This is a genomic window from Amycolatopsis sp. NPDC098790 (assembly GCF_044759945.1).
In the GTDB taxonomy this organism is placed as follows: Bacteria; Actinomycetota; Actinomycetes; order Mycobacteriales; family Pseudonocardiaceae; genus Amycolatopsis.
Map to the genome: position 1 here is coordinate 265,904 of NZ_JBIWAI010000006.1, position 23,617 is coordinate 289,520.

9 protein-coding genes and 1 pseudogene are annotated in these 23,617 nt (G+C 72.1%); 5 read left to right on the top strand and 5 right to left on the bottom strand.

What is annotated here, in order from left to right; genetic code table 11:
- Positions 1-5 precede the first annotated feature (5 nt).
- Genes ACIQWX_RS38370 through ACIQWX_RS38380 form a run of 3 tightly spaced genes read left to right on the top strand, consistent with a single transcriptional unit; the run spans position 6 to position 16,191 of the window.
- Positions 6-14,738, top strand: a complete 14,733-nt coding sequence (locus ACIQWX_RS38370) for a non-ribosomal peptide synthase/polyketide synthase (protein WP_400881887.1) — start codon at positions 6-8, stop codon at positions 14,736-14,738.
- Positions 14,735-15,994, top strand: a complete 1,260-nt coding sequence (locus tag ACIQWX_RS38375; RefSeq protein WP_400881889.1) for an MFS transporter — start codon at positions 14,735-14,737, stop codon at positions 15,992-15,994. The genes ACIQWX_RS38370 and ACIQWX_RS38375 overlap by 4 nt, the downstream gene beginning before the upstream one ends.
- Positions 15,994-16,191 carry an MbtH family protein gene (locus ACIQWX_RS38380; RefSeq protein WP_400881891.1) on the top strand — a complete coding sequence of 66 codons (198 nt, stop codon included), beginning with the start codon at positions 15,994-15,996 and terminating at the stop codon, positions 16,189-16,191. Before ACIQWX_RS38375 ends, ACIQWX_RS38380 begins: the two co-directional genes overlap by 1 nt.
- Before the next feature lie 43 nt (positions 16,192-16,234).
- On the opposite strand, the gene ACIQWX_RS38385 is transcribed toward ACIQWX_RS38380, so the two are convergent.
- The 3 genes from ACIQWX_RS38385 to ACIQWX_RS38395 form a co-directional block, all read right to left on the bottom strand.
- A complete protein-coding gene (locus tag ACIQWX_RS38385; protein WP_400881893.1) occupies positions 16,235-16,729 on the bottom strand; it encodes a roadblock/LC7 domain-containing protein in 495 nt (164 codons plus the stop codon).
- On the bottom strand, positions 16,726-17,094 hold the full coding sequence (locus tag ACIQWX_RS38390) for a hypothetical protein (RefSeq protein WP_400881895.1): 369 nt from the start codon (positions 17,092-17,094) through the stop codon (positions 16,726-16,728). The genes ACIQWX_RS38385 and ACIQWX_RS38390 overlap by 4 nt, the downstream gene beginning before the upstream one ends.
- 460 nt (positions 17,095-17,554) lie before the next feature.
- The gene (locus tag ACIQWX_RS38395; protein ID WP_400881897.1) at positions 17,555-18,205 is read right to left on the bottom strand and encodes a DUF4230 domain-containing protein; all 651 of its coding nucleotides are present in this window, start codon (positions 18,203-18,205) and stop codon (positions 17,555-17,557) included.
- A 59-nt stretch (positions 18,206-18,264) separates the two neighbouring features.
- Between ACIQWX_RS38395 and ACIQWX_RS38400 the strand changes: the two genes are divergently transcribed.
- The gene (locus tag ACIQWX_RS38400; RefSeq protein WP_400881899.1) at positions 18,265-18,471 is read left to right on the top strand and encodes a hypothetical protein; all 207 of its coding nucleotides are present in this window, start codon (positions 18,265-18,267) and stop codon (positions 18,469-18,471) included.
- Here ACIQWX_RS38400 and ACIQWX_RS38405 read toward each other — a convergent pair.
- Together ACIQWX_RS38405 and ACIQWX_RS38410 are read right to left on the bottom strand one after the other, a co-directional pair.
- A pseudogene (locus tag ACIQWX_RS38405) lies at positions 18,375-19,717 on the bottom strand (endo-1,4-beta-xylanase). The gene ACIQWX_RS38400 and the pseudogene ACIQWX_RS38405 sit on opposite strands and share 97 nt — an antisense overlap.
- A gap of 7 nt (positions 19,718-19,724) precedes the next feature.
- Positions 19,725-20,477, bottom strand: coding sequence for a glycoside hydrolase (locus tag ACIQWX_RS38410; RefSeq protein WP_400881901.1), 753 nt, complete (start codon positions 20,475-20,477; stop codon positions 19,725-19,727).
- 236 nt (positions 20,478-20,713) lie between these two features.
- Between ACIQWX_RS38410 and ACIQWX_RS38415 the strand changes: the two genes are divergently transcribed.
- Positions 20,714-23,590: a glycoside hydrolase family 9 protein gene (locus ACIQWX_RS38415; protein WP_400881903.1), complete on the top strand. Its 2,877-nt coding sequence runs from the start codon at positions 20,714-20,716 to the stop codon at positions 23,588-23,590.
- Positions 23,591-23,617: the final 27 nt, after the last annotated feature.

A 23,617-nucleotide genomic window follows, 5' to 3' on the forward strand; every position in this document is an offset into this window, starting at 1 on the left:
CTCCCATGACCACGTCCCGACAGGACCGCATCGCGGCGCTGCCCGCCCACCTGCAGGAAGCGCTGCGCCGGCGGATGGCGGGAGCGGGTTCGCGCACGCCGGAGATCCCGGCCGCCGCGGACCGCTCCCGCCCGATCCCGCTGTCGTCGGCCCAGCGCCGGCTCTGGTTCCTCAGCCGGCTGCGGCCCGGCGACCCCGAGTACAACAGCGCGTTCGCCCTGCGCCTCACCGGCGACCTCGACGTCGGCGCGCTGCAGACCGCGCTGCGGCTGCTCGTCGCCCGGCACGAGCCGCTGCGCACCACCTTCACCGAGGTCGACGGCGAAGGCGTGCAGGTCATCCGGCCGCCGTACGAGGTGCCGCTGCCCGTCGTCGACGTCGGCCCGGACGACCTCGACGCGGTGCTGCGCGAGGAGTACGTGCGGCCGTTCGACCTGGAGCACGGTCCGCTGCTGCGTGCGCTGCTGGCCCGCGTCGGCCCGGCCGAGCACGTGCTGCTCGTCTGCGTCCACCACATCGCCACCGACGGCGCCTCGATGGGCGTGCTCACCGAAGAACTCGGGCTGCTCTACCGCGACGGCTCGGCCGCCGAGCTGCCGCCACAACCGGTGCAGTACGCGGACTTCGCTCTGTGGCAGCACGACCGGCCGACCCGCGCGGCCGGGCTCGAGCACTGGAAGGACCACCTGGCCGGGATCGCTCCCTTGGACCTGGCGGCCGACCACCCGCGCCCGGCCACGCGCGGCACGGCGGGCGCGGTGCGCGAGTTCGCCGTCCCCGACGACGTCGCTCGGCAGCTCGCCGAGCTGGCCCGCACGTCCGAGACGACGCTGTTCACCGTGCTCGTCGCCGCCTGCCAGGCGCTGTTCGCGCGTTACACCGGGCAGGACGACATCGCGCTCGGTACCGTCGTGCAGGGCCGCGACCGGCCGGAGCTGGAACGGGTCGTCGGGTTCTTCGTCAACACTGTCGTCTTGCGGTCCACAGTGGACACGTCGGTGCCCTTCACCGACCACTTGGCCACCGCGCGGCAGACGGTCTTGGACGCCTTCGCCCACGACGACGTCCCGTTCGAAGAACTCGTCGACGCCGTGCACGCCGGCCGCGACCCCGCGCGTCATCCGCTGTTCGACGTGATGGTGCTGCTCCACAGCGCGGGCGGTGCCCTCTCGTTCCCCGGCCTCACCGCCGAGCCCGCCGAAGTGGCGCGGGATTCGTCGAACTTCGATCTCTCCCTGGAATTCGAGGAGTCCGGCGGACGCTTGGCCGGGCTCGTCGAGTACAGCACCGAACTGTTCGAGGCGGCGACGATCGACCGCTTGGTCTCGCACCTGTTGCGGCTCCTGGCCGGCATCGCCGCGGACCCGGCTCGTCGGATCGCCGACCTGCCGCTGACGACCGAAGCCGAGGAAGCCACGCTGCTCGAGTGGGGGAGCAGCACGCTCGACGTCCCCACGACGACCGTCGTCGACCTCCTCGACCACCAGGCGCGGACCCGGCCGGACGCGACCGCGCTGGTCTGCGGCGACGTCCGGCTGACCTTCGCCGAACTCGGCGCCCGCACCGACGCACTCGCCGCGGACCTCGTGGCGCGTGGTGCGGGGCCGGACCGCGTCGTCGCCGTGCTGCTGCCGCGCTCGGCCGAGGCGATCGTCGCGCTGTTCGCCGTGCTCAAGGCGGGTGCGGTGCACCTGTCCGTCGACCCCGGGCTGCCGGAGGACCGCATCCGCGTCCTGCTGGACGACACGCGGCCGGTGGTCGTGCTGGACGGCCCGCTCACGCCCACCGGGAGATCGAGACCGGCCGGACCACGCCCGTCCGACGCCGCCTACGTCATCCACACCTCCGGGTCGACCGGTATGCCCAAGGGGGTCGTCGTCGAGCACGCGGCCCTGGTCAACCTCCTGGTGAACCACCGGACCGTCTTCGGCCGCGAGCCGATGCGGGTCGCGCTCACCGCGACGCTGTCGTTCGACACGTCGTGGGAAGGCCCGCTGCTGCTGGCCGACGGCCACGAACTGCACCTGATCACCGACGAAACCCGGCTCGACCCGGCCGCGCTCACCCGGTACGTCCGCGACTCGCGCGTCGACTTCCTCGACGTGACCCCGTCCTACCTGCGGCAGCTGCTGCCCGCCGGACTTCTCGACGGCGAGCACTGCCCGCGGTTCTTGATGGTCGGTGGGGAAGCCATGGACCGCGACCTCTGGCAGGAACTGGCCGCGTCGGACACGGCCGCGCACAACTACTACGGGCCCACCGAGTCCACTGTGGACGCTACTTGCGCGCCGGTGACCGGGGACCGTCCGCTGATCGGCCACCCGCTCGGCAACGTCGGCGCGTACGTCCTCGACGAGCACCTGCGGCTCGTCCCGCCTGGCGTGCCTGGTGAACTCTGCCTCGCCGGCGCGCAGCTCGCCCGCGGCTACCTCGGCCGGCCGGGCCTGACCGCCGACAAGTTCGTCGCGAACCCGTTCGGCGGCCCGGGATCGCGGCTGTACCGCACCGGCGACCGCGTCCGCTGGATCGACGGGCAGCTAGAACACCTGGGCCGGATCGACGACCAGGTCAAAGTCCGCGGGTTCCGGATCGAACCGGGCGAGGTCGAGGCGGCGCTGCGACCGCACGTGACCGACGCGGCGGTGGACGTGCGCGGCGGGCGGCTCGTCGCCTACGTCGTCGGCGACGCGGAGTTCGCCGCCTTGAAGGCCGAACTGTCCCGGACGCTGCCGGCGCACCTCGTGCCGTCCGCCTTCGTCCGGCTGGACCGGCTGCCGCTGACCCGGCACGGCAAGCTCGACCGCCGTGCCCTGCCGGAGCCGGAACTGGCCGCGGCGACGGAATACGTGGCCCCGCGGGACGACCGCGAGCGCCTGGTGACCCGGGTCTGGGCCGAGGTGCTCGGTGTCGACCGCGTCGGCGTCGACGACGACTTCTTCGACCTCGGCGGCGACTCGCTGCTCGGCATCCGGGTCGTGTCCCGGCTGCGGGACGAGCTCGGCGCCGACGTCCCGGCCCGGCTCGTCTTCACCGCACCCACCCCGGCGCAGCTGGCCGCGCAGCTCCCCGAAGCGACCGCCCCGCAGGCGCCGATCCCGCTCCTGCCGCGCGACGGCGGACAGCTCGAAGCGCCGCTTTCCTTCGCCCAGCAACGGCTTTGGTTCCTCGACGAGTTCGAACCGGGCAGCACCGAATACGTCTCACCGACCGTCCTGCGCCTGCGCGGAGAGCTGGACCACCCGGCGCTGAACCAGGCGCTCACCGCGCTGGTCGCGCGGCACGAGTCGCTGCGCACGACGTTCGCGACCGTCGACGGCCGCGGCGTCCAGGTCGTCCACCCGCCGTACGCGGTCGACGTCCCGGTGACGGACGGCGACCTGGCGACCGCGCTGAACACCGCGACCGGCCCGGTCGACCTGCGCACCGGCCCGCTGCTGCGCACGGCGCTGACCCGGCTCGCCCCCGGCGACCACGTGCTCACCCTGGTGCTGCACCACATCGTCACCGACGGCTGGTCCTCGGGCGTGCTCCTGAGCGAGCTGGCCACGCTCTACGCCGCGTTCACCCGCGGCGAGGACCCGGCGCTGCCGCCGCTGCCCCTGCAGTACGCCGACTACGCGGTCTGGCAACGGGACCGCACGGAGTTCGACGAACAGCTCAGCTACTGGCGGCACCGCCTCGGCGGCGTCCCGGTGCTGGACCTGCCCACCGACCGGCCGCGCCCGGCCGTCCGCACCAAGAACGGTGCCCTGCACGAGTTCCGCGTCCCGGCCGGCACCACCGCCCGGCTCAAGGAACTGTCCCGGCAGCACGGCGGCACGCTGTTCATGACCCTGCTCGCCGCCTGCCAGCTCCTGTTCGCCCGCTGGTCGGGGCAGGACGACGTCGCTGTCGGCACCGTCGTGACCGGCCGCGAGCGCACCGAACTGGAAGGTCTCATCGGGTTCTTCGTCAACACCCTCGTCCTGCGGTCCACTGTGGACCTGAACCGCGACTTCGGCGCCTTCCTCGGCGACGTCCGCGACACCGTGCTGGACGCCTTCGCCCACCAGGACGTGCCGTTCGACCGCGTCGTCGACGACCTGCAGCCCGAACGCGACACCAGCCGCACGCCGCTGTGCCAGGTCATGGTCGTGCTGCACAACACCCCGGACGCCCGGCCCGCGTTGCCCGGCCTCGACGTCGAAGAGCTGGCCCCGCCGGTCGTCACCGCCGGGTTCGACCTGATGGTGCACTTCCAGGAGACGGCCGGGCGGCTCGACGCGCTCGTCAACTACAACACCGACCTGTTCGACACGGCCACGATCGAGCGCCTCACCGGCTGGCTTCGCACTCTCCTCGACGGCATCGCCGCTGCTCCGACGCGGCCCCTGGGCGGACTGCCGTGGCTGACCGACGCCGAGCGCGACCTGGTGCTGCGCGAGTGGAACCCGACCGCGTCGCCGGAGCCGGGCCCGACGCTGCCCGAGCTGTTCGCCGCGCAGGCCGCGCGCACGCCGGACGCCGTCGCCGTGACGCACGAGGGCACCGAGCTGACCTACCGCGACCTGGACCGGCGGGCGAACCGCCTGGCCCACCGGCTGCTCGCCGAGGGCGCCGGGCCCGAGCACCTGGTCGCGCTGTGCCTGCCGCGTTCGGCCGACCTCGTCGTCGGCGTGCTGGGCGTGCTCAAGTCCGGCGCCGGCTACCTGCCGATCGACCCGGACTACCCGGCCGCACGCATCGAAGCGACGCTCGCCGACGCCCGGCCGGTCTGCGTCGTCGACGACGTCACCGCCGACGACTGGCCGGACACCGACCCCGGGGTGCGCGTCGATCCGGAGAACACCGCGTACGTCATCTACACCTCGGGTTCGACCGGCGTGCCGAAGGGGGTGCTGGTCCCGCACGCGAACGTCACCCGGCTCTTCTCCTCGACCGCGGACTGGTTCGGCTTCGACGACCAGGACGTGTGGACGCTCTTCCACTCCTACGCCTTCGACTTCTCGGTGTGGGAGCTGTGGGGCGCGCTGCTGCACGGCGGCCGGCTCGTCGTCGTCCCGGCGGACGTCGTCCGGGCGCCCGAGGATTTCCTGACGCTGCTGGCCGAGCAGCGCGTCACCGTGCTCAACCAGACGCCCTCGGCGTTCTACCGGCTCGGGACCTTGCCGTCTCCGCCGCTGAGCCTGCGGTACGTCGTCTTCGGCGGTGAAGCCCTGGATCCGGTGCGGCTGGCCGACTGGCGCCGCCGGCACCCGGACGGCCCGCTCCTGGTCGACATGTACGGCATCACCGAGACCACCGTGCACGTCACCCACCGGGTGCTCGGCTCCGGTGGGCCCGCGACCGTCGGCGTGCCGATCCCGGACCTGCGCGCCTACGTCCTGGACGCGGACCTCGCGCCGGTCCCGCCCGGCGTCACCGGCGAGCTGTACGTCGCCGGCGCCGGGCTCGCCCGCGGCTACCTCAACCGGCCGAGCCTGACGGCGTCGCGGTTCGTCGCCGACCCGTTCGGCGCGCCCGGCACCCGGATGTACCGCACCGGCGACCTGCTGTGCTGGACTGCCGGTGGCGAGCTGGCCTACCGCGGCCGCGCCGACCACCAGGTCAAGATCCGCGGCTTCCGCATCGAACTCGGCGAGGTCGAAGCGGCGTTGACGGCGCACCCGGACGTGACCGGCGCTGCCGTCGTCGCCCACGGCGCGGGCGACACGAAGCGGCTCGTCGCCTACCTGACCGGAACCGTGCCCGGGACCACCGCGCTGCGCGAGTTCCTCGGCCGTTCCCTGCCCGCGCACATGGTGCCCGCGGTGTTCGTCGGCCTGCCCGAACTGCCGCTCAACGCCAACGGCAAACTCGACCACAAGGCCCTGCCCGAACCCGGCGCGCGCACCGAAACCCGTTACGTGGCCCCGCGAACGCCCGAAGAGACGGTGCTGGCCGACATCTGGTCGGCGGTGCTCGGGATCGACCGGGTGAGCGTCGAGGACAACTTCTTCGGTCTCGGCGGCGATTCGATCCTCAGCATCCAGGTCGTCGCCCGCGCCCGCCAGGCGGGTCTCGGGATCTCGTCGAAGGACCTCTTCCAGCACCAGACCGTCGCCGAGCTGGCCAGGGTCGCCACCTCCAGCGTGGCGCCCGTGGTCGTCGAAGAGACCGGGCCGGCGCCACTCGGACCGATCCAGTCGTGGCTGTTCGAGCACCTCGACGACCCGTGGCGGCTGACCATGTCCGTCCACGTCGTACTGTCCTCGGTGGACCGAGTGCGGCTCGTCCGCGCGGTCGCCGCGGTGACCGAACGCCACGACGCCCTGCGCATGCGCTTCTCCCGGGCGGACGGCACCTGGTCGCAGGAGCCCGCCGCCGTCGAGGCCGCCGACGTCCTGCGGCACGTCGATCTGTCCGAAGTGGACGACGTCGTTGCCGCGATGCACACCGAGGCCGTCCGCGCGCAGACGTCGTTGGACATCGTGAACGGCCCGGTCTGGCGGGTGGTGCTCTTCACCCTCGCCGACCGTCCGCCCCAGCTGTTCCTCACCGCCCACCACCTCGTCATGGACGGCGTCTCCTGGCGCATCCTGCTCGGCGACCTCGACCGCGCCTACCATGGCGAAGCCCTCGAGCCGGTGGGCAGCTCGTTCACCCACTGGGCCCGCTCGCTCGCCGAGCACGTGAAAATGGGACGCCTCGACAAGCACACCGCGTATTGGGAAACTGCCCTTCGCGGTGCGCGGACGGAACTCCCGGTCGACCGCTCCGGCCGCAACCGCGCGAAGTCGGCGCGCGCGGTCTCGGTGTCACTTGGCCGGGCCGAGACCGCCGCGCTCCTGCACGACGTGCCGTCGGCGTACCGGACCGAAGTCAACGACGTCCTGCTCAGCGCCCTCGGCCGGGTGCTCGCCCGCTGGACGGGCCGCGCGCGCGTCGTCGTCGCGATGGAAGGCCACGGCCGCGAGGAAATCGCCGCCCCGCTGGACCTGTCCCGGACGATCGGCTGGTTCACCGCCCAGTACCCGGTGGTTTTCACGGTTCCCGACGGGGACTGGGGCGAAATCCTCAAGGCCGTCAAGGAACAGTTGCGCGCAGTCCCGGACAAGGGCGCCGGCTACGAAGCCCTGCGCTACCTGAGCCCGCCGGACGCGCCCGGCGCGGCGCTGCGCGACGACCCGGCCCCGCGGATCTCCTTCAACTACCACGGCCGCTGGGACGTCGACGGCGAAGGCTGGTACCACGGCCGCGGCGAGCCGCTCGGGCACGACAGCGACCCGGAGGGCACCCGGCCGTACCTGCTCGACGTCGTCGGCGTCGTCGAGGCCGGCGAGCTGCACTTCACCTGGGAATACTCCGACGAGGTGCACGAGGAGACCACCGTTCGCGCGCTCGCTGTGGAGCTGGTCGACGCCCTGGCCGAGGTGGTGGGCCACTGCGCCGGCGCCGGCGGCCGCACGCCGTCGGACTTCCCGCTGGTACGGCTCGACCAGCAGACCGTCGACCGGCTCGCCGGCGACGGCCGCGACGTCGACGACCTCTACCCGCTGACGCCGCTGCAGGCCGGGATGGTCTTCCACAGCCTGGTCGACCGCGACTCCAGCGCGTACTTCGACCAGTTCCGCCTGCGGCTGGCCGGCGTCCGCGACCCGCACGCGCTCGCCGAGGCGTGGCAGCGCGTGGTGGACCGGACGCCGATCCTGCGCAGCAGCATGGTCTGGGACGGCGTCGACGAGCCGCTCCAGCGCGTCCACCGGCACGTCCGCGTCCCGGTCGGGCAGCACGACTGGCGTGACCTGACGCCGGCCGAGCAGGAGACGGCGCTGGTCTCGCTGCTCCAGGCCGACCAGGCCGCGGGCATGGACCTGACGGCGCCGCCGTTGATGCGCTTGGAGATCGCGCGCGTCGCCGACGACGAGGTCCAGCTGGTCTGGACGTCCCACCACGTCCTGCTCGACGGCTGGAGCACGGCCCAGGTGTTCGGCGAAGTGGCCGAGCAGTACGCGGCGATCGCCGGTGGCCGGACCGCCTCGCTGGCCCCGCGTCGGCCCTTCCGCGACTACCTGGCCTGGCTGGGGGCGCAGGACCACGCCGAAGCGGAGCGGCACTGGCGTGCGGTGCTCGGTGACTTCGCCGCTCCGACGCCGTTGCCGTACGACCGCCGCCCCCAGGAAGCCCACCGTGCCGAGTCGGCGGCGGAGGTGCGGGTCGAGTTGTCCGATTCGGAGTCGGCCCGGTTGCGCGAGGTGGCGAAGGCGGCCGCGCTGACGGTGAACTCGGTCGTCCAAGGCGCGTGGGCGCTGCTGCTGGCTCGCCACTGCGGCGAGTCCGACGTCCTGTTCGGGACCACGGTCTCCGGGCGGCCGGCCGAGTTGCCGGGCGTCGAGTCGATGATCGGGATGTTCATCAACACCGTGCCGACTCGCGTTGTAGTCCACAATGGACTCACGGTGGCCGGGTGGCTGCGGGCGGTCCAGGCGGAGCAGGCAGAGGCGCGGCGGTACGACTTCCTCGCGCTGTCGCGGCTGCAGGCGTTCACCACGGTCCCGGCGGGGACGGCGTTGTTCGACAGCGTGGTGGTGTTCGAGAACTACCCGATCGAGGACAGCGGGCAGGACGGCGTCCGGGTGCTGGACGTCAGCTCGCTCGACACGACGAGCTACCCGCTGAACCTGACGGCGTTCCTGCACGACCGGCTGGGGCTCGAGCTGTCGTACGACCCGCGGTTGTTCGACGAGCCGACGATCCGGCGGTTGGCGGGGCAGCTGGCCCACCTGGTCCGTGCGATCGCGGCCGACCCGGAGCGCTGCGTGGGGGAGCTGTCCCTCGCGACGCCCGAGGAGCGGCTTTCCCTGGTCCAGGCCGGAGTGGGTGCCGCGCTCGATGTTCCCGCGGGGACGGTCTTGGACGTGTTCGAGGCGACGGCCGCGCGGATTCCGGACGAGACCGCGCTCGTCTTCCGCGACACCCGGCTGACGTTCGCCGAACTCGACGCCCGGGCCACCGAGCTGGCGCGCCGGTTGGCCGGGGTGGGCGCCGGACCGGAAGAGGTCGTGGCGATCCGGCTGCCGCGCTCGGCCGAGGCGGTCATCGCGATCTTGGCGGCGTTCAAGGCGGGGGCGGCTTACCTGCCGATCGACCCGGGGCTGCCGGAGGACCGGGTGCGGTTGCTGGTGGAGGACGCATGCCCGGTGGTGGTGCTGGACGGCACCGAGCTGCCGCCGGCGCCGCATGCGGTCGCCGGGGTCCGCCCCACTCCCGCGAACACCGCCTACGTCCTCTACACCTCCGGCTCCACCGGCCGCCCGAAAGGCGTGCTCGTCGAGCACCGCGGGCTCGTCAACATGCTCGCCAACCACCGCGGCGTCTTCCTCGGCGGCCCCCGAATCCGCGCCGCGCTCACCGCGTCCTTCTCCTTCGACACCTCCTGGGAACCCCTGCTCGCCCTCGTCGACGGCCACGAACTGCACGTCCTCGACGACGACACCCGGCTCGACCCGCGCGCCGCCGTCCGGTACGTCCGCGACCACCGGATCGACCTGCTCGACCTCACTCCGACCTACCTGCAGCAGCTCCTCGGCGCGGGCCTCCTCGAAGGGGAACACCGGCCCGCCACCGTGCTCGTCGGCGGGGAAGCGACCGGCGAAGCGCTCTGGCGCGAACTGGCCGAATCCGGCGTCGAAGCCCACAACTACTACGGCCCGACCGAGGTGACCGTCGACGCCACGCACGCCCCCGTCACCGGTGACCGGCCGTCGATCGGGCGGCCGCTGGCCAACCTCGCCGCCCACGTGCTGGACGCGGCCGGCCACCCGGTGCCCACCGGCGTGGCGGGAGAGCTGTTCCTCGCCGGTCCTCAGCTGGCCCGCGGCTACCTGAACCGGCCGGGCCTGACCGCCGACCGGTTCGTCGCCGACCCCTTCGGGCCGCCCGGCAGCCGGATGTACCGGACCGGCGACCGCGTCCGGCGGACCGGCGACGGCCGGCTCGACTACCTCGGCCGCGTCGACGACCAGGTCAAGATCCGCGGCTTCCGCGTCGAACCGGGCGAGATCGAGGCCGCGCTCCGGCAGCACCCGGCGGTCACCGACACGACCGTCGTGGCCCGGGACGGCCGGCTCGTCGCCTACGTCGTCGGCGAAACCCGCGAGCTGCGGACCTGGCTGCGCGACCGCCTGCCGGACTACCTCGTGCCGTCGGCGTTCGTGGCACTGACCGCCATTCCGTTGAACCGCAACGGGAAGATCGACCGCGCCGCGCTGCCCGCACCGGAGCGCGACTCCGAAGCCGAGTACGTGGCTCCGAAAACGACGACCGAGATCCGGCTCGCAGCGATCTGGGCCGACGTCCTGCGCGTCGAACGCGTCGGGCGCACCGACAGCTTCTTCGAACTCGGCGGCGACTCGATCAGCAGCATGCGGATCACCTCCCGCGTCCGGGCGGAGTTCGGCGTCGAGGTTTCGCCGCGCGCGTTGTTCACCGCGCCCACGCTCGACCGGTTCGCCGCCGGGCTGCCCGCCGCCCGGGCCACCGCGCGGCCGATCCCGGCCGTGCCGCGGGACGGTGCCCTGCCGCTTTCCTTCGCGCAGCAACGGCTCTGGTTCCTCGACGAGTTCGAGCCGGGCAGCACCGAGTACCTCTCGCCGACGGCGCTGCGGCTGCGCGGCGAACTCGACGTCCCCGCGCTGCGCCGGGCGCTGAACGCCGTCGTCGCCCGGCACGAGTCGCTGCGGACGACGTTCGCCACCGTCGACGGCCGGGGCGTCCAGCTCGTGCACGAGCCGTCCGACGTCGAGCTGCCCGTCGAGGACTTCACCGAGGAGGCGCTGACGCGGGCGCTGCGGGAGCCGTTCGACCTGCGCACCGGGCCGCTGCTGCGGGCCCGCCTGTTCCGGCAGGCTGCCGACGAGCACGTGCTCCTGCTGGCGCTGCACCACATCGTCACCGACGGCTGGTCCTCCGGCGTGCTGACGTCGGAACTCGACGCCTGCTACACCGCGTTCGCCCGCGGCGACGAGCCGGAGCTGCCCGAACTGCCCGTGCAGTACGCCGATTTCGCCGTCTGGCAACGGGAATCCCTCGACGGCCCGGTGCTCGCCGAGCAGCTCGGCCACTGGCGTGATCGCCTCGACGGCGTGGCGCCGCTCGAACTCCCGACCGACCGTCCGCGCCCGCCCGTGCGCACCACCGAGGGCGACTGGGTCGAGTTCACCGTGCCGGCCGAGGTCACCGCACGGCTCAAGGAGCTGGCCGGCGAGGGCGACGGCACGCTGTTCATGACGCTGGTCGCCGCGTGCCAGGTGCTGCTCGCCCGGTGGGCCGGGCAGGAAGACGTCGCGGTCGGCACGGTCACCGCCGGCCGGGAACGGCCCGAGCTGGAACGGCTGATCGGCTTCTTCGTCAACACCCTCGTACTCCGGTCCATTGTGGACGGGAAGCGGCCGTTCCGCGAGTTCCTCACCGACGTCCGCACCACGGTCCTCGACGCGTTCGCCCACCAGGACGTCCCGTTCGAGCGGGTGGTGGACGCGGTGCAGCCGGTCCGCGACTCGAGCCGGACGCCGCTGTTCCAGGTGATGGTGGCGCTGCAGAACACCGGGGACGAGCCGGGCGGCGGCGCACTGGCGGCCGAGGAGGTCGCGCTGCCGATGACGACCGCGACCTTCGACCTGCTCGTGCAGTTCGAGGAACACGACGGCGCGCTGCGCGGGGCGATCAACTACAGCACCGGCCTGTTCGACGCGGCCACGATCGAGCGGGTCGCCGAGCGGCTTCGGGTCCTGCTGACCGAAGCCGCGGCGGACCCGGACCGGCCCGTCGGCGACCTTTCGCTGTTCCTGCCCGGCGAACGCGAAGCCGTCCTGGCCGCGGCCGCGCGGGACCCGCGGCCCGACGTCACCCTGCCCGCGTTGCTGCGCCACGACTCCGACGACGTCGCCGTGTCCGACGACCGAGTCTCGCTCAGCCACCGCGAGCTGGACGTCCGCGCCAACCGGCTGGCGCACCGGCTGATCGCCGCCGGAGCCGGGCCGGAGACGCGCGTCGCGGTGCTGCTGCCGCGGTCGGCGGATCTGCTGGTGTCGTTGCTGGCGGTGCTCAAGACCGGGGCGGCCTACGTCCCAATCGACCCGGGCTACCCGGCCGACCGGATCGCCTACATGCTCGAAGACGCGCGTCCGGTCTGCGTGGTCGACGACGTCGAGGCGACCGGTTTCCCGGACCACGCACCGGAAGTGGCTCTCGACCCGGACTACCCGGCGTACGTCATCTACACCTCCGGCTCGACCGGCCGGCCCAAGGGCGTGGTCGTGAGCCACCGCGCGGCGGCCAACTACCTGCGCTGGGCCGTGGACGCGTACCCGGGCCTGGGCGGCACCGCCGTGCTGCACTCGTCGGTGTCGTTCGACCTCACCGTCACGACGCTGTTCGGCCCGCTCCTGGCGGGCGGCCGCATCCGGGTCGCCGACGTCCTGGAAGCCGAGCCGGTGCCGTGCACGTTCCTCAAGGCGACGCCCAGCCACCTGCCCGTCCTGGCGGGCGACCCGCGTGACCTCGTCGTCGGCGGCGAGCAGCTGCTCGGCGACGTGCTCGACCGGTGGCGCCACGCCCACCCGGGCGCCACCGTGGTCAACGAGTACGGGCCGACCGAGACGACGGTCGGCTGCATGGAGTACCGCGTCGAACCCGGCGACTCCGTCCCCGCCGGCCCGGTCCCGATCGGCCACCCGATCCGCAACACCCGGCTCTACGTGCTCGACGCGGGCCTGAACCCGGTGCCGCCGGGCATCCCCGGCGAGCTCTACATCGCCGGCGACGGGCTCGCCCGCGGCTACCTCGACCGGCCCGGGCTGACGGCGTCGCGGTTCGTCGCCTGCCCGTTCGGGCCACCGGGGGAGCGGATGTACCGCTCGGGCGACCGGGTGACCCGGCGGCCGGACGGCGAGCTGGTCTACCACGGCCGCGCCGACGAGCAGGTCAAGATCCGCGGCCACCGCATCGAACCCGGCGAGATCGAAGCCGCGCTGCGGGCGCACCCCGCCGTCACCGACGCGGCCGTGCTCGCCCGCGACGGGCGGCTGATCGCCTACGTCGTGCCGGACGCCGAACCGGACCTGCGCGAGTTCCTCGGCCGGTCGCTGCCGGACTACATGCTGCCCTCGGCGATCGTCGCGCTGGACGCCCTTCCGGTGACCCGCAACGGAAAGCTCGACCGGGCCGCCCTGCCGGACGCCGACGCCGAAGAGCACCGGTACGTCGAACCGGACGGGCCGGTCGAGACGGCGCTGGCCGCGATCTGGGCCGAGGTGCTGGGCCGCGACCGGGTCGGCGCGCGCGACAACTTCTTCGAACTGGGCGGGGATTCGATCCTCAGCATCCAGGTCGTGCACCGCGCCCGGCTGGCGGGCCTGCGGATGCGCTCGAAAGACCTGTTCGCGCACCAGACCGTCGCGTCGCTGGCGACCGTGGTCACCGCGGCCGACGAACCGGAAGCCCAGCACGAGGCCGTCGTCGGGTATGTCCCGCTCACGCCGATCCAGCGGTGGTTCCTCGACGCGGAACCAGCGAACCCGGCCCACTTCAACCAGTCCGTGCTCCTCGAACTGGCCGGACCGCCGAACGCGGAGGCGCTGCAGCAGGCGCTCGACGCCGTCGTCGCCCACCACGACGCGCTCCGGCTGCGGTTCACGCGGGACGGCGGGCAGTGGCGGCAGCACAACGACGCGCCCGAAGCGGCGGTCCCGCTGCGCGTACTGTCCACTTCGGACCCCGAAGCCGTCGCCGACGAGGTGCACGCGAGCTTCGACCTCGCCCGGCCACCGCAGCTGCGCGCGGTGCTGTTCGAGCCGGACCGGCTCTTCCTCGCGGCGCACCACCTGGTCGTCGACGCGGTGTCGTGGAACATCCTGGTCGAGGACCTCGAACGCGCCTACGGGCAGATCCAGGCGGGGGAGAAGGCGGACCTCGGCCCGAAGACGACGTCGTTCCGCGACTGGGCGCGGCGGCTGCGGGAGTTCGCCGAAGGAGGTGGCCTGGACGACCAGCGCGAGTTCTGGGCGCGCGACCTGCCGGACTGCACGCTCCCGCTCGACCACACCGGCGACGGGACGGCCGCGGTCGACGCCGTCGCGATCGAGGTCGGCGAACGCGACACCGACGCCCTGCTGCACCTGGCGCCCGGGGCGTACCGGACGCGGATCAACGACGTGCTGCTCAGCGCGCTCGCCTGGGCGGTCCGCCGGTGGACCGGACAGGACTCGGTCGCGATCGACCTGGAAGGACACGGCCGCGAGGAGGTCCTCGACGGCGTCGACCTCTCCCGGACCGTCGGCTGGTTCACCACGCTCTTCCCGGTCGGGCTGACCCTCGACCCGGACGCGGACTGGCGCGCGCTGGTCAAGTCCGTGCGGCGGCAGCTGCGGGCGGTGCCGGGCAACGGGTTCGGCCACGGCGTCCTGCGCACGTACCGCTTCCCGGAACTCGGCACCACCACTCCGCAGCTGACGTTCAACTACCTCGGCCAGGGCGACGCCACGGGCGGCGGCGACGGCCTCTTCCGCGCGTCGCACCCGCCGATCGGCCGCGAGCAGGACCCGGCGAACGTGCCCGCGCACCTCCTCGAGGTGGTCGGCGGCGTGCGAGCGGGCCGGCTCGAGTTCACCTGGTTCTTCCGGCCGGACCGGCACGACCGAGCGACGGTCGAAGCCGTCGCCGCCGGCTTCGCGGAAGCCCTGCGGAGCATCGCCGCCGACTGCCGCGGGGAGGAGGCGTGAGCGCGCCGGCGAAGGAAAAGCTGTCCCGCAACCGGGACTACCGTCTCCTGTGGAGCGGCCAGGTCGTCTCCGAGGCCGGGTTCAGCACCGCGACGATCGCGTTCCCCCTGCTGGTACTGGCGATCACGGGCTCGGCCGCGCAGTCCGGGCTGGTGCTGGGCGCGGTCGCGATCGCGCAGCTGGTCGCCGGCCTGCCGGCCGGCGCGCTGGTGGACCGCTGGTCCCGCAAGCGGATCATGCTCGGCTGCGAGGCGGTGCAGGCGCTCGGCGCGGCCAGCCTGGTGCTCGCCCTGTGGTGGGGCGTGGCCGGACTCGCGCAGCTCGTCGTCGTCGCCGTCCTGATGGGACTGTGCCGGGCGTTGTTCGAACCCGCCGAGGAGGCCAGCCTGCCCCGGCTGGTCAGCACCGAGCAGGTCCCGTCGGCGGTGGCGCTGAACGCGGCGCGCACCAGCGCCGGGCAGCTGTCGGGCACCGCGCTCGGCGGGTTCCTGTTCGCGCTGGGCCGGTTCGTGCCGTTCGTCTTCGACGTCGTCGCGCACGTGGTCGCGTTCGTGTCGCTGCTGTTCGTCCGGCTGCCCGCGCGGCCCGAGCCGGCGGCGGACCGCCCGCCCGCGCACCTGGGCCGCGAGATCGCCGAAGGGCTGCGCTGGGTGTGGCAGCAGCCGCGCGTGCGCGTCACGGCGGTGTGCGCGATCGTCCTGAACCTGTTCTTCGCCGCGTACTACCTGGTGATCATCGTGCTGGCGAACGAACGCGGCGTGCCGCCCGGCGAGATCGGCGTGATGGCCGCGATGCTGGGCGGTGGCGGCATCGCCGGCGCGCTGGCCGCGCCGTACCTGCACCGCAAGATCAGCCCGTACGCGCTGATCATCGGCGTGTTCTGGGGGCTGACGCTGCTCACGCCGCTGGCGGTGTTCGTGCACAACGGCTACCTCATGGGGCTGCTGTTCGCGGCCATGGCGTTCCTGGCCCCGGCGGCGAACACGACCATCAACACCTACCAGCTGCTCTACACGCCCGACGAGCTGCGCGGCCGCCTCGGCGGCGTGATGGGCGTGACGGGCGGGCTGGCCGCGGCGCTCGGCCCGGCGCTCGGCGGCTGGCTCGTCGACCTCCTCCCCGATTCCGCCGCCGTGCTCTCCTGCGCGGGAGCGATCGCGGCGGTCACCGTGCTGACGACGTTCAGCCGGACCCTGCGCGGCTTCCCGGCCGTCGCCGACCTCGAAGAAGAAACCCACCACCCCAAGGAGTCCTGATGGACGAGAACACCACCTACCAGGTCCTGGTCAACGACGAGGGCCAGTACTCCCTCTGGCCGGCGGACAAGGAGGTCCCGGCCGGCTGGCAGCCCGACGGCACGCGCGGGACCCGCCAGGAGTGCATGGACCACGTCGACGAGGTGTGGACCGACATGCGGCCCCGCAGCCTGCGGGAACGGATGTCGGCCGGCTGACCCGCCGGGGACCCGGGCGCCGGCCCGGGTCCCCGTCCGCAGGTCATTGCGCGCGCCGCGTCGCTTTCGGCGGCATGGCCTGCCGCAGCAGGGTCAGCGCCTGCTTGGCGGCCAACGTGAACAACCCCATCGTGATGTCCGGCTGCCCGAACACGACGAGCAAGAGGGTCGACTCGACGGGGAAGACGCCGACGTAGCCCGAACTGCCTTCGAACATCGCGCAGCGGGATTCGCCGATCTTGGCGTGGGCGGTGAACTGCGTGGCCAGCCCGACGGCCGCCGCCGCCATGGCCGCGACGCTGTCGGCCTCGATGGTTTCGTTGTCGTTGGCCAGGACCAGGCCGTCGTGGGTCGCCACGAGCAGCCCGGCCACCTGGTCGACCTGTTCGCGGACCCGGCGCAGCACCTCCAGGGTCCGGCCGGGGTCGGGCTTGGGGTTCGCGACGGCCGGATCGGGCGGTGGCCCGGCGTCCGCGGACGGACGGCGGATCGGCAGCGGGCCGCCCGGGTACTGGCCGTAGGTGTCGGCTGCCTTCATACGGCGAGACTGGTCTCGATGCGCTTGAGGCTGTGCCGGGCGAGCGCGAGGTTCGCGCGTTCCCGGTCCAGGACGAGGTAGAGGAACAGCGTGGAGTTGCCCCGGGCCGTCAACGGCCGGATGAGGTGGTACTGGCGGTTCAGCGTGATGAGGATGTCCTCGATGGAGTCGTCGAGCCCGAGGGAGGCCATCACCCGCAGCTTCGCCCGGACGACCTCGGTGTTGCCCGCCGCCGCGATGTCCAGGTCGAGCCAGTCGCCCCCGCCCAGCGAACCGAGCGACATCCCGCTGTCGTAGTCGACGAGCGTCGTGCCGACGGCGCCGGGAATGGACATCGCTTCTTTCAACGCCAATTCGATACTCATGGAGGAGAGGCCCTTTCGCTTGCGAAGACATGTGACGTTATGTGTCCGCGAGGGCTTCCCGTACGGCCGTTCGGCGCAACTTGAACAGGGTTCTTGTCGGTAATTCTGCCGGGTTTCGTCAATCGTTGTCGCACAACGTGACCAGGTGCGGAATTCCTTTTCCGGGGGTGGAGCATCACGCGGTGAATCTGCAATATGCAGATCGCAAATGACTGGTCATATTGTCGCGCGCGGCCAAGCGGCTGTTCGGCGGCAGTTCCGTCGCCCGGCCGCCGTGGGCGTTGGACCTGAGGTCCGTGCGGCCAAGCGGCTGTTCGGGCAGTTCCGCCGCCCGCCGCCGTGGGCGACCCGGATGTGCGGGGCGTGCGCGCCGGGCACATCCGGCACGTCCCGCACGGTGCTCGCCAGTGAGCGCGTTGGTCCGCGCGGAGAAAACGGCGGGGCGTCCGGAAACCGGCGGTCAGCCGGTCGCGTTGTCGGCGTAGGTCACGGTGATGTTCTTGAACCCGAGCGACTGCAGCAACCCGACCAGCATCGCCTTCGTGTTCCGCTCCGCGTCGGCCACCAGCGTGCTCTTGCCGGCCGCCTCCTGGATCTTCTTCTGCGCCAGCTCGTACAGCGCCTGCTGCGAGTTCGGGTTGCCGTTCAGGAAGTCGTTGATCCGGGTGAACAGGCCCTGCTGCTGTGCGTACACATAGGACTCCTTGACGTCCAGGGTCGCCGGCTCCAGCTGGGCGTGGCCCAGCGTGATCGTCGCCGAGAGGCGGTCGTCGGACACCTTGACCGCGTCGCCCTTCAGCCGGGAGAAGTCCACGTACGCGTTGTCCGTGCCCACCCCGACGAACATCGTGTCGCTGCCGACGAGGAAGCTCGGCAGCACCGAGCTCGTCGTGATGTCGACGATCACCTGGAACGACCCGCTCGCCGCCTCGTAGCGCGACAGCTCGACGATCGACTGCAGCAGCACCGGGCCCGAGCGCTCCTCGGTCTTCTCGGCGAACGGGTTGCGCAACTGGGGTAACAGGTGCACCGCCGACGCGACGAGCACCGCCACCGCCAGAAGAACCACTGCCACGCCGACCGCGACCAGCCGCTTGCCCCATGCGCCCATGCGGGAAGGTTACCCAGGTCGGCGCGCGGTCAAGCGGGGCCGGCGGTACGGTGTCCGGTGTGCGCAAGTCGGTGTGGCTGTGGATCCTGGTGATCGTCGTCGTCATCGTGGTGCTGGGCCTGATCTTCGGCGGCTACCGCAAGGGCGAGAAGCTCGGCGCGCCCCTGGCTCAGCCGGCCGCGCAGGTCGACGTGACGCCCTCGGCGCCGCCGGTGCCCTGGAAGCCGAACTCCGTGGACTGGCCGGCCGCGACACTGCCGTTGTAGCTCACGTTGGTCCAGGTCACCGCCCCGCTCGTGCCGCTGTGGCCGGCGTTCCAGCCACTGGTGACGGCCGCGCCCGCCGGCAGGGTCGTCGTCACCGACCAGCCGGTGAGGGCACTCGACCCGGCGGTCACCCGCACAGTGGCCACGAAACCGCCGTTCCACGAGTTCAGGGACACCGAACTGGTGCAGCCGCTCGGCCCCGGCGTCGTCGGCGTGGTCGGGGTCGTGGGTGTCGTCGGCGTGGTGGAAGTGGTGCCACCGGCGTTCAACGCGTCCAGAACGCTGGTGTAGGCGGCCTTCTTGTCCCGTTGTTGTCGAACAGCAACGGGTTCTCGCCGGTGCGCCACGAATCGCTGTCGCGGATGCCCCAGACCGTGATGCCGGCGCAGCGGGCGACGGCCAGGCAGGCGCGGGTGACCGTGCCGTACACCGCGGCCTGGTTCGACCCGGAGATGTCCAGCTCGGTGATCTGGACCTCGACGCCGAGGGCGGCGAACCGCTGCAGGTTGGCCTGGTAGTCACCGGGCACGGAGTTGCTGAGGTGCGACTGGAAACCGACGCAGTCGATCGGGACACCACGGGCCTTGAAGTCCTGGACCATGGTGTAGATGCCGGTGCTCTTGGCGTTGACACCGTCGGTGTTGTAGTCGTTGTAGCAGAGCTTCGCGCCCGGATCGGCGGCCCGCGCGGCGCGGAAGGCGGCTTCGATCCAGTCGTTGCCGGTGCGCTGCAGGTTCGAGTCCCGCCGTCCGCCACCGCCGCCGTCGGCGAACGCTTCGTTCACGACGTCCCACGCGTAGATCTTGCCCTTGTAGTGAGTGGCGACCTGCGTGACGTGGTTGATCGCGGCCTGGCGCAGAGCCGTGCCGCTGAGACCCTGCGCCCAGCCGGGTTGCTGCTGGTGCCACAGCAAAGCGTGGCCGCGCACCCGTTTGCCGGTGCTGACCGCCTGGTTCAGGATGCGGTCGCCGTTGCCGAACGAGAACTGGCCCTGACCGGGTTCGGTCGCGTCCCACTTCATCTCGTTTTCCGGGGTCACCATGGTGAACTCCCGGTCGAGGATGCCCACGTACGTCGAGTCCCCGAGCTTCCCGGCCGAGACGGCGGTGCCGAAGTACCGGCCCGTCTGGGCGGCCGACGCGCCGAGCGTCGAGGCCGCCCCGGCGGAGGTGGCGAGCACCAGCGAAACCCCGAGCGACGTCGCCAGGAACGCGGAGGCGAGCGCTGCGCGCGATAGCGGTTTCACGGCCGCCTCAACCGACGTTGGCCGAGAAGGAGTTGACCGCGAGGCCGACGCCGCCGCTCCACGGCTCGAACCCGGCCTGGATGCTCGTCAGGTACCAGGACCGGTCGACGCGGGTGCGGTTGTCGACGTCGTTGACGAAGTCCATGACGTTGAACGACCAGCCCGAAATCGCGGACTGGGCCACGTAGGACACCACGTCGTTGCCGCCGTTGTTGCCCTGCCACACTTCCCAGCTCCGGCCGCCGAGGGTCGTGGTGCCGACCCGGCCGCCGACCGGCTGGACCCCGCCGACGCGGTTGAACCAGATCATCAGCTCCATCTGGTTGACGCCGTTCGTCTTCGCGGTCGGGTCCATCCAGATGTCGTAGGAGGCGTCGAAGGTCGAGCCGCCGACGTAGGTGTAGGAGATCGACGACGACGCGCTGCCGATCCGGCTCAGCTGCCGCGGCAGGGGCGAGCCCGGGGAGCAGTTGCCGTAGTGGCACCCGAGGTAGACGGCCGGGTACGACAGGGGCGCGCCGCCGCTGGTCGACCCCTGCTGGGTCTGGATGCGGAACCCGCTGCCGGTGACGTTGATGCACTGCTGGGCGCTGCTGCCCCAGCGGTTGTTCATGACCACGTACCGGCCGCCGATCGTGGTCGAGCCGTACTGGTCGCAGATCAGGGTGTCGGCGTGGGCGGCCGGCGCCGTGGCGAAGACCGGGGCCAGCAGGCCGGCCGTGAACAGTGCTACCGCGGACAGGGCGTGCTTCAGTTTCACGTGCTGCCTCCACCTCGTCGTGGGGAGCGCATCTGGGAGCGCTCTCAGCTCGGTCCGGTTCCGATGAAACCACACGGGAACCGACGAGCAAAAGACCTGAACGGTGATCAATTCACGGGCGCCCTTCGAAAGTTTCGCTCCGATTGCCAACGGCGCGGGGGAGCGGTTACCGTCACCTGGGAGCGCTCTCAGTCCGGATCACCATCGGCACGCCGACGAAGACGAGGAGATGGCGAATGCGGGCAAGGAAGCTGCGGGCCGGACCGGCCCTGCTGGTCGCGGTGGCGCTCGGGCTGGCGGGAGGGACCGCGCCCGCGTCGGCCGCGGACTACGAGCGGCTGCTCAACGGCACGTTCTCCGGCGGCACCTCCGACCCGTGGTGGGCCGGGTCGGGCACGACCGCCCACGTCACCGGCGGGGAGTTCTGCACGGACGTCCCCGGCGGCACGGCCAACGGGTACGACGCGCTGTCCGGCCAGAACGGCGTGCCGTTCGAAGCCGGGCAGCAGTACACCCTGACGTTCGACGCGCACGCGACGACCGCCCAGCAGATCTCCGCCGTAGCGGGCGAAGCGGTCTCGCCCTACCGGCAGATCTCGCGGACCGACCTGACGGTGACACCCGCCACGCAGCACTTCACGGTCACCTTCACGTCCACTTTGGACTTCCCGGCCGCGGGCAACGGCCAGCTGGCGTTCTGGTTCGGCGGCCAGGCCGCCGCCAACACCGTGTGTCTGGACAACATCTCGCTCGTCGGCGGCGTCCTCCCGCCCGGCGGCCTGCCACCGACCAGCGGCATCCGCGTGAACCAGGAAAGCTACGCCCCCGGCTTGCCCAAGCGGGCCACGCTGATCAGCGACTCGACCGCCGCGCAGACCTGGACGCTGAAGAACGCCGCGGGCACCGCCGTGGCCACCGGGCAGACGCGGCCGCGCGGCGCGGACGCGGCGTCCGGCGAGAACGTGCACGAAATCGACTTCTCCGCTTACGACACCGCGGGCACCGGTTACACGCTGAGCGTCGGGTCCGAGACCAGCTTCCCGTTCGACATCTCGACCTCCGGGCCGCAGAAGCTGCGGTACGACTCGCTCGCGTTCTTTTACCACCAGCGCAGCGGGATCGCGATCGAAGCCGCGTACGCCGGCGCGGCTTACGCGCGTCCGGCTGGGCACGTGAACGTGGCGCCGAACCAAGGCGACGACGACGTCCCCTGCCGGTCGGACCTGAACTGCGGCTACACCCTCGACGTGCGCGGCGGCTGGTACGACGCCGGTGACCACGGCAAGTACGTCGTCAACGGCGGGATCGCCGCGTGGGAGCTGCTCGACGAGTACGAGCGCGCGGTGCGAGTGGGCGACGCGAGCGCTTTCGGTGACGGCAAGCTGGCGATCCCGGAACGCGCCAACGGCGTGCCCGACATCCTCGACGAAGCCCGCTGGGAGGTCGACTTCCTGCTCTCGATGCAGGTCCCGGACGGCAAGCCGGGCGCGGGCATGGTGCACCACAAGATCCACGACGCGCAGTGGACGTCCCTGCCCACCCGGCCCGACCAGGACAGCCAGCCGCGGCGGCTGTCCGCGCCGAGCACGGCCGCGACGCTGAACATGGCGGCGGTGGCGGCGCAGGCGTCCCGGCTGTGGCAGACCATCGACCCGGCTTACTCGGCGAGACTGCTTGCCTCGTCGGAGAAGGCTTACGCGGCGGCGAAGGCCAACCCGAACGTCCTCGCCGATCCCAACGACGGCACCGGAGGCGGCACCTACAGCGACAACACCGTGACCGACGAGTTCTACTGGGCCGCCGCGGAACTGTTCGCCACCACCGGAAAGAGCGGATACCGCACCGAGGTCACCGGATCGGCGCTCTACCGCGGGAAGAGCTTCACCACGCACGGCTTCGACTGGGCCTCGACGGGCGCGCTCGGCGACATCACCCTGGCGCTGGTGCCGACCGACCTGCCCGCGGCGGACGTGGCCGCGATCAAGACGGCGATCACCACGACCGCGGACAGCCACCTGGCGCAGCTGGCGACCATGGGCTACCCGGCGCCGTACCGGACGGCCGACGGCTCGTACGAATGGGGTTCCAACGGCCTGGTGGCGAACAACGGCGTCGTGCTCGCGCTGGCGTACGACTTCACCAAGCAGGACAAGTACCGCGACGGCGCGTTCGCGGCGATGGACTACCTGCTCGGCCGCAACCCGGCGAACTACTCCTACGTCGCCGGCCACGGCGACCAGCCGGTGCGCAACGTGCACCACCGGTTCTGGGCGAACCAGCTGGACGCGTCGCTGCCGACGGCCCCGCCCGGCGCGTTGTCCGGCGGGCCCAACAGCGGCCTGCAGGACCCGACCGCGGCCCGGCTGCTCACCGGCTGCGCGCCCCAGCGCTGCTTCGTCGACGACATCCAGGCGTACTCGGTGAACGAGGTCGCGATCAACTGGAACTCGGCGCTGGCCTGGCTCTCCGGCTGGGTCGCCGAGAAGACGTCGTCCACTGTGGACACGACGGCGCCCGCCGCACCGGGTGCTCCCGCCGTGTCCGCGGTGACGAGCGGCGGCGCCACGGTGACCTGGGCCGCGTCCGCGGACCCGGAGAGCGGCGTCAAGGACTACGACGTCGTCCGCGTGGCCGGCTCGAACCGCACGGTCCTCGCCACCGTCACCGGCACGACGGCGACGCTCACGGGCCTCTCGCCGTCGACCGCGTACGCCGTGGTCGTCGTGGCCCGCAACGGCGCGGGCCTGACGAGCCAGGACTCGCCGTCCGCGCAGTTCACGACCCAGCCCACCACGCCGGCGGGCGGGTGCGCGGTCACGTACACGACGAACACGTGGAACGGCGGCTTCACGGCGGCGGTCACGGTGAAGAACACCGGCACGACGCCGTGGACGAGCTGGAAACTGGGCTTCACGTTCCCGGGCACCCAGAAGGTGACGCAGGGCTGGTCGGCGACGTGGGCGCAGTCGGGCGCGGCGGTGACCGCGGCTTCCCTGCCCTGGAACGGTTCGCTGGCTCCGGGCCAGTCGGCGTCGATCGGGTTCAACGGCAGTTACACCGGCACCAACGCGAACCCGGCGGCCTTCGCGGTCGACGGGAGGACGTGCGGCTGAGTGGAGGTAGCCGACACCGAAGAGGGC